The sequence below is a fragment of the Arthrobacter pullicola genome (assembly GCF_014836875.1).
Classification (GTDB): Bacteria; Actinomycetota; Actinomycetes; order Actinomycetales; family Micrococcaceae; genus Arthrobacter_B; species Arthrobacter_B pullicola.
In genome coordinates this window covers 623,312-637,059 of sequence record NZ_JACSQC010000001.1, presented here as the reverse complement: position 1 = coordinate 637,059, position 13,748 = coordinate 623,312, and the positions used below count along the sequence as shown (strand labels likewise).

Sequence of the window (13,748 nt, the reverse complement as noted above, 5' to 3'; positions counted from 1 at the left end):
AGCATCCCCATGGAGCACACCGCCGCCCTGAGCATCCGCAGCATCAGTAAGACCTTCACCGGACAACGGGCCCTGGACGAAGTCAGCCTCGATATCCAGGCCGGCGCCGTGACGGCCCTGCTGGGCATGAACGGTTCCGGAAAGTCGACCCTGATCAAGATCCTCGCCGGGGTCTACGCACCCGATCCGGGCGGCACACTGTCCGTCCGGGGCCAGGACCTCCCCATGCCGCTCACTCCCGCAGCCGCGCACACAGCCGGCCTGCGGTTCCTGCACCAGGACCTGGGTCTTGTGGACGCGCTGACGATCGCGGATAACTTCGCGCTCTCCGACGGGTTCTTCGCCCGCAGCAGCTTCTCCCCGGTCCGGCTCCGCAAAGAGCACGCCAACGTCGCAGCCACCCTGGAACTGCTGGGGATCAATGAAAACCCCGGCCGCCTGGTCGGGGACCTCTCCCCCTCCACCCGTACCATGGTGGGCATTGCCCGAGCCTTCCAGCACCGTTCCGGCAGCGGAGGCGGCGCCGGCAGCCTCAACGACAGCACCACTGCCGATGTAGATTCCCTCCGCCGCAATATCCTCATCCTGGACGAGCCCACCGCTTCGCTGCCCGCCCACGAAGCGGACCGGGTACTGGCCCTGATCGACATGCTGCGCAGCCACGGCGGGACCGCGGTCTACGTCAGCCACCGGATCGAAGAGGTCCGGCGCATCGCGGACAACGTGGCTGTGCTGCGCGACGGCCGGCTCGTCGCGGACGAACCGCTGGGAGAGCGCGACGCCGCCGCGGTGGTCTCGCTGGTCATTGGCCGGGAGCTGGAAGCACCAGCCATCCGTCCCGCCGAGGAACGGGAAGGGGCGGTGCTGCTGGAGGCCCGCGGCCTCAGCGGCCCCCGTCTGGACCGCATCGATCTGGCAGTCCGCGCCGGGGAGATCGTCGGCATCACCGGGCTGCTCGGCTGCGGCCGCAGCGAACTGGTCCGGCTCATCGCCGGCGCCCAGCAGCCAGCGGCCGGAACCATGGTCCTGGCCGGCAAGCCGTACACCCCGGGGTCGGCCGCGGACGCCATTACCGCCGGAGTGGCCTGTGTTCCGCAGAACCGGCGGCGCGACGGCGTAGTCCTGGACCTCGGGGTCGGCGAGAACCTGACCCTCGGGCGCCTGAGCCGTTACACCCGCGGGCCGGTGCTCAACCGCGCCGCGGAAAAGGCAGCTGCGGCCGACCTTTCCCGCCGCTACCTGGTCAAGGCCGCGTCCCTGGCCGCTCCCGTCCGCAGCCTCTCCGGCGGCAACCAGCAGAAGGTGGTGGTGGCCCGCGCAGCGAGCGGCTCCCCGCTCATGCTGCTGCTGGACGAGCCCTCCCAGGGAGTGGATGCGCTGGCCAGGCAGGAAATCAGCCGGCTGCTCAAGGAACTCGCCGACGACGGCGTGGCCATCCTGGTCGCCAGCACCGACTACGACGACTTCGTTGGCCTGGCCGACAGGGTCCTGGTCCTGGACCGCGGCCGGATCGCCGCCGAACTCTCCGGCCCGGAGATCACCGAAGACGGTATCGCCCTGGCCTGCCAGACCGGCGCCCCCGCCTAGCCCCAGCCCGTCTAGCCCGCGCCCCACCACTCCACATCCCACCTAGGAGCCCCTACAGTGAACCTCCGATTCAACCCCGGCGCCCTGATGAAGAACTACGGAATCGTGGTCTTCCTGGTCCTGATGATCACCGTCTTCTCGATGCTGATGCCGGACACCTTCGCGACCTCAGGCAACTTCCGGCAAATCCTTGCCGACCAGGCGGTGCCCGGCATCCTTGCCCTGGCAGTGCTTCTGCCGCTGGCCGCCGGCGAATTCGACCTTTCCGTCGGCGCGAACCTCGGCATCTGCACCATCACCGGCATCGTCCTGGCCGGAGCCGGCCTGCCGCTTCCGCTGGTCCTGCTTGCCACACTCGCCCTCGGGATGCTGATCGGCGCGGTCAACGCGTTTATGACCATCGTCGTCGGAGTCAACGCTTTCATCGCAACCCTGGGCATGGCCACCATCCTGGCCGGTTTCAACCTGCTGCTCACCAACTCCACCCTCATCACCCACTCCTCCGACGGGTTCTCCGCCCTGACCGGCATCCGCCTGCCCGGCGGCCTGCAGGTTGTGGTGTTCTACTTCCTGGCCGCGGCACTGGCGCTGTGGTTCGTCCTGGAACGCACCCCGTTTGGACGGTACCTGCGGGCCACCGGCATGGGACGCGACGCCGCTGAACTCTCCGGCGTGCGGACCAAGCGCTACCTGGCCGCCGCCTTCATCGGCGCGGGGCTGCTCGGCGGACTGGCCGGCACGCTGCAGGCCTCGCGTGCGGGAAATGCGACGCCGGACCTGGGTCCGGAATTCCTGCTGCCGGCCTACGCCGCGGCGTTTCTGGGCGCCACCGCCATCCGGGCCGGCTACTTCAATGTGTGGGGCACCGTGACCGGTGTGTATCTGCTCGCTGTCGGCGCCAACGGATTGGTGATCCTGGGGGCCAAAACCTGGGTAACCAACGTCTTCAACGGTGTGGCCCTGCTGATTGCGGTCTCCGCGGCCACCCTGGTCCAGCGCCGCAAAAAGCGGGTGGTGCGCCCGGCACCCCCGGCGCCCGAGAGGGACCCGGCGGGTACCCCACCCGGTCCGGGTGCCGCAGGCGGCCGCGGGCAGGACGCTTCCGCGCCCGCCTAGCTGATGACGCAGCCAGGACCGTTTCCGAAACCGCCGCCCTCCTGCCCGGCACACCCCATCCACCGCAACGTCCCCTTGATTACATACCGCATCTGCATTTAGGAGCAGCCATGACCCTCCTCGCCACCTCCGCCTGGCACGGCAAAATCCACACCGGTTCCTGGACCGCCGGATCTGCCGGCGTCCTCGACGTCGTCGAACCCGCTACCGGGCACGTCCTGGGGTCCGTCGGTGCTGCGGACCGCTCCGACGCCCTCGCCGCAGCAACGCGGGCGGCTGCCGCCCAGCGATCCTGGGCCCAAACCAGGCCGGAGGAGCGCGCCGCCGTACTGCGGCGCGCCGGATCGCTGTTCGAGGACCATGCCAAGGAAATCCAGGGCTGGATCATGCGTGAGACCGGCGCCATCGGTGGGAAGGCCGAACTGGAAACCCATATAGCCGCCAACGAGTGCTTCGAGGCTTCCGCGCTTCCGGCGCATCCGGCCGGTGAGGTGCTGACCAGCAACGAGGACCGCTGGTCTTTCGCCCGGCGCCGGGCCGCCGGCGTCGTGTCGGTGATCTCCCCATTCAACTTTCCCCTGATTCTCTCCATCCGGTCCGTCGCCCCGGCCCTTGCCCTCGGTAACGCCGTCCTTCTGAAGCCGGACCCCCGCACCAGCATCTCCGGCGGTGTGGCGATCATGCGCGTCTTTGAACTGGCCGGCCTCCCAACAGGCCTGCTGCAGCTGCTCCCCGGCGGTGCCGACGTCGGGAAGGCGCTGGTTGAGGCTCCCGAAGTCCGGATCATTTCCTTCACCGGTTCGACGGCGGCCGGCCGCAAGGTCGGCGAGACCGCGGGCCGCCTGCTCAAGCGCGCCCATCTGGAACTCGGCGGCAACAATGCCCTGGTGGTGCTGCCCGGGGCCGATCTGGATCTGGCCGCGTCAGCCGGCGCCTTTGGTTCGTTTATGCACCAGGGCCAAATCTGCATGTCCACCGGACGCCATCTGGTCCACGAATCCCTGCTCGAGGAGTACGTCGCCAAACTCGCTGCCAAGGCCAGGGCGCTGCCGGTCGGGGACCCGTGCACCGGCCGGGTTGCGCTGGGACCAATCATTGACGGGCGCCAGCGCGACAACATCGACAGGCTGGTGCGGGTGGCCAAGGACGCCGGCGCCCAGATCGCGGCCGGAGGAACCTACGAAGGACTTTTCTACCAGCCCACAGTGCTCACCGGCCTGACACCGGACAACCCCGCTTGGACTGAGGAAATCTTCGGCCCGGTGGCCCCGGTCCTGGGCTTCTCCACCGTTGACGAGGCGATCGACCTGGTTAACGCCTCCGAGTATGGGCTCTCCGTGGGCGTGCTGGGAGAGGTGGGAATGGCAATGGAGGTGGCCGACCGCGTGGTCTCGGGCAAGGTGCACATCAATGAGCAGACGGTGTCCGACGAGGCCAACTCTCCGTTCGGCGGCATGGGTGCCTCCGGCACCGGGTCCCGCTTCGGCGGGGCATCCGCGAACATCGACGCCTTCACCGAGACACAGTGGCTGACAATGCGCTCCGAAATCGCGCGCTATCCGTTTTAGGCCGCGGTTCCCCGCCCAGCCTGCTGCCCGCTGCCAGCCAAACGGCCGGTATCGGGCAGCAGCCGGGCTGAGGGCGGGGTTCAGCGCGCTTTGACGGGATGCCCGCTGATGATGGACACCCGGTTGAAGGCGTTCATCGTCACGACCGCCCAGCTGAGGACGGAGAACTGCTCCACGCTGAGCAGCGCCTGGTATTTGGCGAAAATCTCCTCGCGCTGCTCGCCGTCGGGAAGAATCGTCAGCGCCTCCGCCAGGCCCAGGGCCGCCCGCTCGGTGTCGCTGAACAGATTCGTGTCCCGCCACGCCGGCAGCACGGACAGGCGCTGCGGTGTCTCCCCTTCGTCCAGTGCCTGCCGGGTGTGCAGGTCCAGGCAGTAGGCGCAGCCATTGAGCTGCGAGACGCGCAGGTTGACCAGTTCCATCACGATCCGGCCCAGGCCGGCTTCCTGGGCCGCGGCCCGAACCGCCGCCGCCGTGCCGGCCAGCGCCTGGTAGATCTGCCGGTTCTGTTTGTCGATAAAGACTCTGTTGCCGCTCATGCCTGGCCCACCGCGTCTTCCACCGGGGACTCCGTGGCCGGCCAGTCCACAATGCCCTCGTATTCCGGGTGCCGCTTCAGCCAGCCGGCAATATAGGGGCAGTACGGCACCAGCCGCAGGCCCGCATCTCGGACATGGTCGACGGCGTAGCGGGCCAGCCTGCCGGCAATCCCCTGGCCGGCATAGGCTTCGGCCACCTCCGTGTGCACGAAGATGCGGCGGCCGGGCCGGTTACGGTAGGCGGCGAATCCGGCGACCGTTCCGCCGTCGTCGAGCACTTCATAGCGCTGCTGCGCCGGATTGTCCTGGATCTGCATTCGTTGAAGGCCTTTCGGATTAGCGGCGCGGCCGGAGCCGGGCGTTGGGCAGGGCGGGAGCCGGCAGCGGGGGCAGCGGATCATTGGGAACGACGGCGAACCGGCTGGCGGGCGCCGCGCCGGGATGGGTTTCAGCACCGATGTGCTGCTGCCAGTCGCGGCGGTACTGGACGATTTCCTCGTGGCTGCGGCCGATGAAGTTCCACCACATCACGATCGTCTCCCCGAGGGGCTCGCCTCCGATGAGCAGCGCGCGGGCCGGCGCGTCCGCTGGTGCGCTGATCCGCAGCGTTCCGTTTCCCGGCGCCAGGTAGGCCAGTTCGGAGGGGGCGACGGCGGCGCCCTGGAATTCCAGTGCGCCCGTGTCCGCGAGCAGGCCGTACTCAAACCGCGGATCGGCGTCGAATTCCACCACCGCCCCGGGCTCCAAAACCAGTTCGGCACCCAGGATCGGAGAGTGCGTTCGAACCGGCGATTCATAGCCGGCGAGGGCACCCAGGAAAACACGGAGTTCCCATCCGGGGCCGCGGACGGCATCCGGAACGTAGTGGTCGAACCGCGGCTCCATGCTGCGCGCTGCTTCGGGCAGGGCCAGCCAGAGCTGGACGCCGTGGAGGACACTGACTTCCGCGGTCGAGACCTCGGAGTGCGCGATGCCGCGGCCGGCGGTCATCAGGTTCAGTTCGCCCGGCCGCACCATGGCGTGGGCCCCGGTGCTGTCGCGGTGCTCAATTTCGCCGGTGAAGAGCCAGCTGACCGTCTGCAGCCCGGTGTGCGGATGGGGCGGAACCACCATGCCGCCGGTACGGGCGACGTCGTCGGGTCCGTAATGGTCCACGAAGCACCAGGCACCGATCAGGCTGCGGCTGCGCTGCGGGAGGGTTCGGCGGACGGGCATCGCCCGCGGTCCACCCAGCGGCACGTTGCGCGGCGGGTGGATTTCGATTGCGGAACCGGCCGGCGCGGCGGCGCACTCCACTTCCACCGGAGCCGTTTCGATGTTGCTCATATCTCTGCCAACCCTTTCCCTGCTCCTGCCATTCCTCCCACATTACATGTAAATGCATCTAAATAGGGAAGGTGTGGCGGGAAATCAGCGCCCGGCTCCGGAACCGCGCGCGGATTCGGGAACGGCTTTGGATAGTAACCCGCCACCGCGTTGCCGGCAGCAGCGAATTGGGTCCCCCGGCTGCCCGGACGGCCATCCGTCTAACCCGTGGATGCCCCTGGCCGTTATTCTCGACCCATGGCAAAAGTCATCTATTACGTCGCTTCGTCGCTGGATGGCTTCATCGCCACCGAGGAGAACAATCTGGACTGGCTCCTGTCCTTCGGCTTTGAGCCGTTCCAGGAGCACTATGACCGGTTTATGTCCGGGGTCGGGGCCGTCATCATGGGCGCGGAAACCTATGCATGGCTCCGGACTGAGCAGCCGGACACATGGGACTACGGCGCCCTGCCCTGCCTGGTGCTGACCCACCGGGACCTGGAAGCACCTTCCGGCAGCGGCGTCCGTTTCGTCCGCGGAGACGTACGGGCCGTTCTGGAACAGGCCGCAGCACTGGCAGAGGACCGGAATATCTGGGTCGTGGGCGGAGGCAACACTGCCGCCCAGTTCGCTGACGCCGGCTTGCTGGACGAACTGTGGATTACTTACATGCCGGTGGCCCTGGGCTCCGGACGCCGGCTGCTGCCCGTGACCACCCCCACGGCCAAGATGCATCTGGTCGGCACCACGCAGTTCAACGGTGGAGCAGCCGAGCTGCGCTTCGCCGCCCACTAGCCACCCGCCTCCCGGCACCAAGGGCCGATGCGAGACGCGCGGATGAATCCGGGGACCGTGCCATTGGCGGTAAAGTTCACACCGATATCACGTCCACATCCGATCAAAGGCGACGTCTTATGACGACTGACGTTCTCTCCCGCAACAACGTCCGAATACTAGGCAATGAAACGGGTCCCGTGGTGATCTTTGGCCACGGTTTCGGCTGTGACCAGGCGATGTGGCGCCGCATAGTCCCGCAGTTCACGGACGAGTACCGGGTTGTCGTCTTTGACCACGTCGGTTCCGGCGAGTCGGATAAATCCGCGTACACGCCGGCCAAGTATTCCTCGCTGGATGGTTATGTCAGCGATCTGCTGGACATCTGCCGCGAACTGGACCTTCAGGACGCAACGTTCGTGGGACACAGCGTCAGCGCAATGATGGCTGTCATCGCCGCGGCTTCGGCACCGCAGCATTTCTCGAACATGGTTCTGCTGGCCTCATCTCCCAGTTACATGGACCATCCCCTGGACGGCTACACCGGCGGCTTCACCCCGGCAGACATCGATGACCTGCTGACCTCCCTGGACACCAACTACATCGTGTGGGCTACCGAAATGGCTCCGGTGATCATGGGCAATCCGGAAAAGCCGGAGCTGCAAGATGAGCTGGCGGGCAGCTTCTGCCAGCTGGATCCGGCGATCGCACGCGACTTTGCACGCGTCTCGTTCCGCTCGGACGTGCGGGCCCTGCTTCCGGAGGTAAAAGTACCCACATTGATTCTCCAATGCTCGGATGACCTGCTCGCCCCCACACACATCGGCACCTACACCCAGGAACGCATCCCCGGCAGCACCCTGGTGCAGCTGAAGGCGACGGGCCATCTGCCGCATGTCAGCGCCCCCATAGAAACAGCGGAGGCAATCCTCTCCTACCTCGCCCGGGTACCGGCGGCGTGACGGCAGTATCCCGGAAAGCGGAACCACCCAGCCCGGCCGTTGAACTGGACTACCGGGATCTGTTCAACGGGTCGCCGTCGGGATACATCGTCACTCTCGAAGACGGAACTATTGCCGAGGTCAATACGACATTCGCGAACTGGATCGGCCGTGCCCGCGAAGATCTGATCGGTTCCAGCCTGTTGGCGCTTCTCCCCGTAGGGGACCGCATCGTCTATTCGACGCACGCCCTGCCCCAGCTCAGCGTGGGCCGCTCCTTCGCGGAATTGGCGGTTGATTTTCTCGACGCCGACGGCACCCGCCTTCCCGCGCTGATCTCTGCCACGCGGCAGCCGGCGGAGGGAACCCGCCCGGCCCTGGACCGGGTGGTGGTCTTCAACGCCCATGCCCGCCGGCTGTATGAGCGGGATTTGGTCAGAGCCCTGCGGGCTGCCGAGAAGGCCGAAGCAGCACGTGCCAGCGCGGAAGCCGATGTGCTCGAGAAGCAGGCCGCGCTGCGGGAAAAGGACAGGATCCTGCAGGAAAGCCTGGCGGAAAGCCGGCGCAAGGAGTCGCTGCTCCAAACCGTGCTGGACACGGTGGAGGTCGGTGTTTCCGTGGTGGATGAGGAAGGCAATGTCATCCTCACCAACTCACGGCAGCGGTTTATCCAGCGGCGCGCCCTGCCGCCCGGAAGCACGCAGGCCAACGAATGCGAACTTCTGATCTTCGGCCCAGACCGCGTTACGCCGCTGCCACCGGAGCTGCGCCCGGTGCGCCGCACTGTGCAGGGGCAGTCGTTTTCCGACCAGCTTGTCTGGTTTGGAACCGGCGATCAGCAGCGGGCCTTCAGCGTCACCGCACGGTCCGTGCAGCGGCAGGGTGGTTTCCAGGGCTCTGTGATCGCCTTTAGCGATGTCACCGGACTGGTGAACGCCGTCGCCGCGAAGGAAGACTTCGTGGCCAACGTTTCACATGAGCTCCGCACCCCGCTGACCTCAATCATGGGCTACCTCGATCTGGCACTGGAGGAGGAAGAGGAGATCCCGGCGCACGTGGCGACCTCGTTGAAGATCGCCCTGCGCAACTCCGAGAAGCTGCTCGAACTGGTTTCTGACCTGCTCTCCGCTGCAGCCGGCCCCAGCAGCATTAAGCAGCAAAGCTCGGATCTAGCCGACCTGCTCCGCAGCGCCATGACCTCAGCTGCTCCCCGGGCGGAAATCAACAGGGTCAAGCTGGTCTCCGACTTCCCCGCACAGCTGCCGGCCTTCGTTGACCCCCAGCGCATTGGCCAGGTGATCGATAACCTGCTTTCCAACGCGGTGAAATACTCGCCCGACGGCGGCCGGGTAACTGTCAGCGCGTGGTCCACCGGGGACAGCGTGCACTTCCAGGTAGCCGATACCGGAATCGGCATGACCGCGGCCGAACAGACCGAGGTCTTCACCAAGTTCTTCCGCTCAGGGACCAGCCGCAAGGCAGCAATTCCAGGTGTCGGGCTGGGATTGGTCATCACCAAGAACATCGTCGAGGGCCATCAGGGAACCATTACGCTCAACAGTGAAGTGGGCCGGGGAACGGTGTTCACGGTTCGCCTGCCGGCGGCGGGCTGAGCCCGCAGCAGCTGTGTGCAACGGCGCCCGCGGAGCCCGATTTTGTCCACCCTGTATGGATGTGAAAACATCCACTATGAACCCCGTTGTGTGGTTCCGCGGCGTGCAGTGAGGACTGCGGCCCGTCATGGCGCAGCCCTTTGCGGCTTGTCCTGGGAATAGAACTGGTAGCAGAATGAACGGCATTTCGACTTCCCGGAAAGTCCTCCGGAGACTGGGGTCGTTTTCCCTGGTTGGCACCGTCGCCTTCCTGGTGGACATTGGCCTGTTCAACCTCCTGTCGGCAACCGTGCTGCAGGACAGTCCGATCACCGCGAAGGTTGTCTCAGTAACTGTCGCCACCACCATCTCCTGGCTGGGCAGCCGTTATCTGACCTTCCGGCGCACCCGGGGCCGGAGCGTTAAAGCCGAGACCTTCCTTTTCGCGCTCACCAACCTGGTGGGCCTGGCCATCGCCACGGGCTGCCTGTACGTCTCCCACTACCTCCTCGGCTTCGACAGCCAATTCGCTGACAACGTTTCCGGCAACGTCATCGGTGTGCTGATCGGCAATGTGTTCCGCTATTTCGCCTACCGCTACGTCGTGTTCACGGAGCCGAAGGAACAGCGTTCCGAGGACCGCCAGCCTGATGACCTCCAGCAGCAGGATGCCTAGGGCATTCGCGGCGAGATGCGGGTCAGCTCTCCGGGCGTGACCGGGACGCGGGGGAACTCCCGGACGCCGCAGTCACATCTGCGGTTCCGGAAGGTCCGGCGGCGCCACCGGAGCTGACGGCGCAGCCGGGGCGGAGGGGGCCCGGCCGGGTTCGGAACTCAGCTCCGCCACGCCGTAGTGGGCCAGTCCGGCGGTTTCTCCGCCGTCGGCCACAAATTCGGCGCCGGTGGAAAAGCTGGATTCATCGCTGGCCAGGAACAGAACCAGGTCCGCAATCTCCTCCGGCTCGCCCATCCGGTGCAGCGCCACATGCTCCTGGCCTAATTCCAGTCCCCCGGTCATGGGGGTCCGGACGGCGCCCGGGTGCACCGAGTTAACCCGGATGTTGTACGGACCCAGGTCAATCGCAACAGACTTCGTGAGCCCGCGCACGCCGTACTTCGCGGCTGTGTAGCCGGGGAGATTCTGGTAGCCCTGCAGGCCCGCTGTGGAGGAAATGTTAACGATGGAGGCACCGCGTGAGCGTTTCATCGGTTCGACGGCAGCCTTGATGCCCAGAAAGACCCCGGTGAGGTTCACCGCGATGATGGTGTTCCACTGCTCCAGCGTGTAATCCTCAATGCTGCCAAAGTCCGCGATCCCGGCATTGTTCACCAGCACATCCACGCCGCCAAACCGCTCCTCGGCTTCCCGGATGGCAGCGGCCCAGTCCTCGGGGCGGGTGACGTCCAGATGAACGTAAGCCGCGGCTGCCCCGATGCTCTCCGCCAGGGCCCGGCCGCCGTCGTCGAGCAGGTCCCCGATGACCACCTGAGCGCCCTCATCCGTGAGACGGCGGACCACCGCCGCCCCGATTCCCCGGGCTCCCCCGCTGACCACTGCTGTTTTGCCGCTGACCCGTCCCATGGACCCTCCTCATCACCGGCCGCAGGGTGCGGGTGCGCCCCTGAGCAACAGCCGTTCCTGCACATCCAACTACCCTGCGGCAGGGAAGTCACGGTTTGCGGCATCAGAGGTGCCGCAGATACCGCTGCGGGGAGCCGAGGAAAGAGCGCCAGTTGCTCACGAGGTCAAGGTCCTCCCAGTCCCGGTGCCGCAGTCCCCAGGATCCCAGCTCCAGGATCTCCGCATTGGGCAGCGCGGCGAGCAGCGGCGAGTGGGTGGACATGATGACCTGTGATCTACCGTCCGCCAGCAGTCCTTTAAGTACTGAGAGCAGGCTGAGGCACCCCGAAAAGGACAGTGCCGACTCCGGTTCATCCAGCACCCACAGCCCGCGGCCCCGGAACCTGTCTGCGGTGAGCGCCAAAAACGACTCTCCGTGAGACATGTCATGGAAGCCGAGATCGGGCGGTCCGACGGTCCTCGGGTTCTCCTCCAGATAGGTAAAGAAGCCGTGCATCGTCTCGGCCCGCAGAAAGTATCCGCGGCGGGTGGCCCCCGCGTTCCTGACCAGTTTCAGATGATCGGCCAGGATGGATTCCGTGGACCGGGTGGTATGCCGCGCGCCGGTCGATCCGCCCTCGGCGGACAATCCGTAGGCAAGCGCGGCCGCCTCCACGAGGGTTGATTTCCCCGATCCGTTCTCGCCCACAAGGATGGTCGCCGGACCCAGGTCCAGCCCCCGGTCCAGGACCTGCGCGACGGCCGGCAGCACCGCCGGCCAGAGACCGCGGTCCAACGGGTGCGCGGGGTCCTCCTCCAAACGGCGGACCGGATACCGGTGCAGGGTCATGCGCCCATTGTTGCAGTCCGCCCTGCAGCGGCAGCCCACACGGAAAAGGCCCCGGTATCCGGTCCGGGTCTGCAACCCGGACCGGGCCGGAGGCCTTCACCGATCTGATGTGTTTTGCGCAGCGCTGAGCCTCCGGAATTCTGAGCCTAGACTGCGTCCTGCTTGACCGCTTCCGGAGCCCGTCCGTAGCGCTCGGTTTCAATGTCCTCCAGGCTCTTGCCCCGGGTATTCGGGGCCCAGAGGACACCGATGAGCATGGCGGCCACGAGGGCTCCGATCATGATCATGCCGACGAACGGCACACCGCGTTCGGCCAGCAGCGTCGGGAACCAGTAGCTGAGCAGGCCGACGACGATGCGCGCCACGAAGAACAGCACACCCTGGGCGCTGGCCCGGAGGCGGGTCGGGAACATCTCCGCGGCCCACAGGGCATAGAAGGCCTGGGCGCCGATGCCGGCTGAGATACCCCAGAGGGCGGCAAACACGATCAGCACCGGCATGGTGACGTGGGCGAAGACCAGCAGCAGCCAGGCAATGATGCCGAGCACGGCGCCGATGCCGTAAAGCAGCCGGCGGTCCACCCGGTCGCCGTACTTCATAAAGCCGAAGTAGGTGGCTGCCACGGTCAGGGTCCACAGCAGCACCTGCAGCAGGTTCTGCTGCGTTGCGGATTCGACGCCGGCGGTCTCGTAGACGCGCGGCATGAAGATGCCCATCTGCCCGGCCACCAGGTTCCAGAGCGCGTAGACGCCGGTCAGGAACAGCAGGGCTTTGAGGTTGGTGGCGCTGGTCAGCAGTTCACGGTAGTTGCGGCGCTTCACTCCGCCGGCCTCGGCGGTGCGGCGCTCTTCGTCGGACTTCTTCCAGGTAGCCGACTCGGACAGGCCGCGGCGGATCCACCAGGTAACCAGGGCGACGACGAACAGGTGCGCGAAGATGATCCGGCTGCCGGTCAGGCCCAGCGGAACCACTAGCGTGGCGAACAGGAATACCAGGGCCGGGCCCAGCGACCAGGCGAGCTGGGCGGTGCCCACATGCTTGGCGCGGTGTTCCGCGGGGGCTTCCTCCGCGATGTAGGTCCAGGCGACCGGAACGCCGGCGCCGACGGCGATGCCGGTCAGGATCACGCCGGCGATCAGCATCCAGGGTGCCACGGCGAAGATGACCAGCAGGGTTCCGAACATGTACAGGATCAGGTCATAGGTATAGATGAACTTGCGCCCGTACCGGTCACCCAGCGGACCGCCGATGAGGGCGCCCACGGCTGCGCCGAACGCGTTGGCACTCAGCGCCGCGACCAGTCCGACGACGAGGTTGGTGAACCCGAAGTATTCCTGCCAGAGGGTGAGGCTGGTGGCCAGGGCGATGATGGAGCCGGCCTCGATGTAGTTGGACATGGACACGGCGATGGTGGCTTTCCATCCGCCGAGCTTGGTGGTGCTCATGGCGAGCCTTTCTGCAACGGTGAAGAAGGTGCTGAGAATCGGGCACGGCTGTGCCCGGGATAAAACGGTTCAGGAGAGATGGAAGTACTGCGTCAGCGTCTGCGCCGAGGTGCCCTCGACGAAGTACTGGGCCATCTCGGACTGCCACCGCGCGTTGACCGGATGGGCGTCCATCAGCTGCTGGGTGGCTGCGGCGTCTGCCGCCTCGTAATAGCCCACAACCAGGCCGTCCTGCGGGCGGAGGAACAGCGAGTAGTTCCGCCAGCCGGTTTCCCGCAGCGCATCCAGCATTTCCGGCCAGACCCGCTGGTGGACCTCGACGTACTCGGCCAGCCGCTCCGGACGGATGTGCAGCAGGAAGCACCGGCGGGTGCGGGTGGTCTCCGTGGGAAGCCGGACCAGCTCCTGCAGCTCACCCATGGGTGGGGAAGAGCCCATTCATCACTCCTTCGTAATGTGGCGGGTCCGGG

The 13,748-nt window shown here is 66.4% G+C and carries 14 protein-coding genes; 7 read left to right on the top strand and 7 right to left on the bottom strand.

What is annotated here, in order from left to right:
* The first annotated feature begins 9 nt into the window (after positions 1-9).
* From H9638_RS03115 to H9638_RS03105, 3 genes are all read left to right on the top strand, one after another.
* Positions 10-1,587 carry a sugar ABC transporter ATP-binding protein gene (locus H9638_RS03115; RefSeq protein WP_191745706.1) on the top strand — a complete coding sequence of 526 codons (1,578 nt, stop codon included), beginning with the start codon at positions 10-12 and terminating at the stop codon, positions 1,585-1,587.
* A gap of 57 nt (positions 1,588-1,644) precedes the next feature.
* Positions 1,645-2,703, top strand: a complete 1,059-nt coding sequence (locus H9638_RS03110; protein WP_191745705.1) for an ABC transporter permease — start codon at positions 1,645-1,647, stop codon at positions 2,701-2,703.
* Between the two features lie 110 nt (positions 2,704-2,813).
* Positions 2,814-4,271 (top strand): benzaldehyde dehydrogenase, encoded by a 1,458-nt coding sequence (locus tag H9638_RS03105; protein ID WP_191745704.1) that lies wholly within the window; start codon positions 2,814-2,816, stop codon positions 4,269-4,271.
* Positions 4,272-4,351: 80 nt separating this feature from the next.
* On the opposite strand, the gene H9638_RS03100 is transcribed toward H9638_RS03105, so the two are convergent.
* Genes H9638_RS03100 through H9638_RS03090 form a run of 3 tightly spaced genes read right to left on the bottom strand, consistent with a single transcriptional unit; the run spans position 4,352 to position 6,136 of the window.
* A complete protein-coding gene (locus H9638_RS03100; protein WP_191745703.1) occupies positions 4,352-4,810 on the bottom strand; it encodes a carboxymuconolactone decarboxylase family protein in 459 nt (152 codons plus the stop codon).
* Positions 4,807-5,127: a GNAT family N-acetyltransferase gene (locus H9638_RS03095; protein WP_191745702.1), complete on the bottom strand. Its 321-nt coding sequence runs from the start codon at positions 5,125-5,127 to the stop codon at positions 4,807-4,809. Before H9638_RS03095 ends, H9638_RS03100 begins: the two co-directional genes overlap by 4 nt.
* A 19-nt stretch (positions 5,128-5,146) precedes the next feature.
* Positions 5,147-6,136 (bottom strand): pirin family protein, encoded by a 990-nt coding sequence (locus H9638_RS03090; protein WP_191745701.1) that lies wholly within the window; start codon positions 6,134-6,136, stop codon positions 5,147-5,149.
* A 237-nt stretch (positions 6,137-6,373) separates the two neighbouring features.
* On the opposite strand from H9638_RS03090, the gene H9638_RS03085 reads away from it, so the two are divergent.
* The 4 genes from H9638_RS03085 (at position 6,374) to H9638_RS03070 (ending at position 10,098) form a co-directional block, all read left to right on the top strand.
* Positions 6,374-6,910 carry a dihydrofolate reductase family protein gene (locus tag H9638_RS03085; RefSeq protein ID WP_191745700.1) on the top strand — a complete coding sequence of 179 codons (537 nt, stop codon included), beginning with the start codon at positions 6,374-6,376 and terminating at the stop codon, positions 6,908-6,910.
* Positions 6,911-7,029: 119 nt separating this feature from the next.
* The gene (locus tag H9638_RS03080; RefSeq protein ID WP_191745699.1) at positions 7,030-7,851 is read left to right on the top strand and encodes an alpha/beta fold hydrolase; all 822 of its coding nucleotides are present in this window, start codon (positions 7,030-7,032) and stop codon (positions 7,849-7,851) included.
* Positions 7,848-9,443, top strand: coding sequence for an ATP-binding protein (locus H9638_RS03075; protein ID WP_191745698.1), 1,596 nt, complete (start codon positions 7,848-7,850; stop codon positions 9,441-9,443). Before H9638_RS03080 ends, H9638_RS03075 begins: the two co-directional genes overlap by 4 nt.
* A 175-nt stretch (positions 9,444-9,618) precedes the next feature.
* Complete coding sequence (locus H9638_RS03070; protein WP_191745697.1) at positions 9,619-10,098, top strand: GtrA family protein; 480 nt, start codon at positions 9,619-9,621, stop codon at positions 10,096-10,098.
* 72 nt (positions 10,099-10,170) lie between these two features.
* On the opposite strand, the gene H9638_RS03065 is transcribed toward H9638_RS03070, so the two are convergent.
* The 4 genes from H9638_RS03065 to H9638_RS03050 all read right to left on the bottom strand — a co-directional run bounded on the left by H9638_RS03065 (position 10,171) and on the right by H9638_RS03050 (position 13,716).
* On the bottom strand, positions 10,171-11,004 hold the full coding sequence (locus H9638_RS03065) for a glucose 1-dehydrogenase (RefSeq protein ID WP_191745696.1): 834 nt from the start codon (positions 11,002-11,004) through the stop codon (positions 10,171-10,173).
* A 103-nt stretch (positions 11,005-11,107) separates the two neighbouring features.
* Positions 11,108-11,833: an AAA family ATPase gene (locus tag H9638_RS03060; RefSeq protein ID WP_191745695.1), complete on the bottom strand. Its 726-nt coding sequence runs from the start codon at positions 11,831-11,833 to the stop codon at positions 11,108-11,110.
* A gap of 146 nt (positions 11,834-11,979) precedes the next feature.
* Positions 11,980-13,278, bottom strand: a complete 1,299-nt coding sequence (locus H9638_RS03055) for an MFS transporter (RefSeq protein WP_191745694.1) — start codon at positions 13,276-13,278, stop codon at positions 11,980-11,982.
* A gap of 69 nt (positions 13,279-13,347) precedes the next feature.
* The gene (locus H9638_RS03050; protein WP_191745693.1) at positions 13,348-13,716 is read right to left on the bottom strand and encodes an L-rhamnose mutarotase; all 369 of its coding nucleotides are present in this window, start codon (positions 13,714-13,716) and stop codon (positions 13,348-13,350) included.
* Positions 13,717-13,748: the final 32 nt, after the last annotated feature.

Excerpts from the sequence above, each read along its gene's own strand:
- H9638_RS03115 (WP_191745706.1), top strand. The coding sequence starts at position 10 with ATGGAGCACACCGCCGCCCTGAGCATCCGCAGCATCAGTAAGACCTTC.
- H9638_RS03105 (WP_191745704.1), top strand. The coding sequence starts at position 2,814 with ATGACCCTCCTCGCCACCTCCGCCTGGCACGGCAAAATCCACACCGGT.
- H9638_RS03100 (WP_191745703.1), bottom strand. The coding sequence starts at position 4,810 with ATGAGCGGCAACAGAGTCTTTATCGACAAACAGAACCGGCAGATCTAC.
- H9638_RS03095 (WP_191745702.1), bottom strand. The coding sequence starts at position 5,127 with ATGCAGATCCAGGACAATCCGGCGCAGCAGCGCTATGAAGTGCTCGAC.
- H9638_RS03090 (WP_191745701.1), bottom strand. The coding sequence starts at position 6,136 with ATGAGCAACATCGAAACGGCTCCGGTGGAAGTGGAGTGCGCCGCCGCG.
- H9638_RS03085 (WP_191745700.1), top strand. The coding sequence starts at position 6,374 with ATGGCAAAAGTCATCTATTACGTCGCTTCGTCGCTGGATGGCTTCATC.
- H9638_RS03080 (WP_191745699.1), top strand. The coding sequence starts at position 7,030 with ATGACGACTGACGTTCTCTCCCGCAACAACGTCCGAATACTAGGCAAT.
- H9638_RS03070 (WP_191745697.1), top strand. The coding sequence starts at position 9,619 with ATGAACGGCATTTCGACTTCCCGGAAAGTCCTCCGGAGACTGGGGTCG.
- H9638_RS03065 (WP_191745696.1), bottom strand. The coding sequence starts at position 11,004 with ATGGGACGGGTCAGCGGCAAAACAGCAGTGGTCAGCGGGGGAGCCCGG.
- H9638_RS03060 (WP_191745695.1), bottom strand. The coding sequence starts at position 11,833 with ATGACCCTGCACCGGTATCCGGTCCGCCGTTTGGAGGAGGACCCCGCG.
- H9638_RS03055 (WP_191745694.1), bottom strand. The coding sequence starts at position 13,278 with ATGAGCACCACCAAGCTCGGCGGATGGAAAGCCACCATCGCCGTGTCC.
- H9638_RS03050 (WP_191745693.1), bottom strand. The coding sequence starts at position 13,716 with ATGGGCTCTTCCCCACCCATGGGTGAGCTGCAGGAGCTGGTCCGGCTT.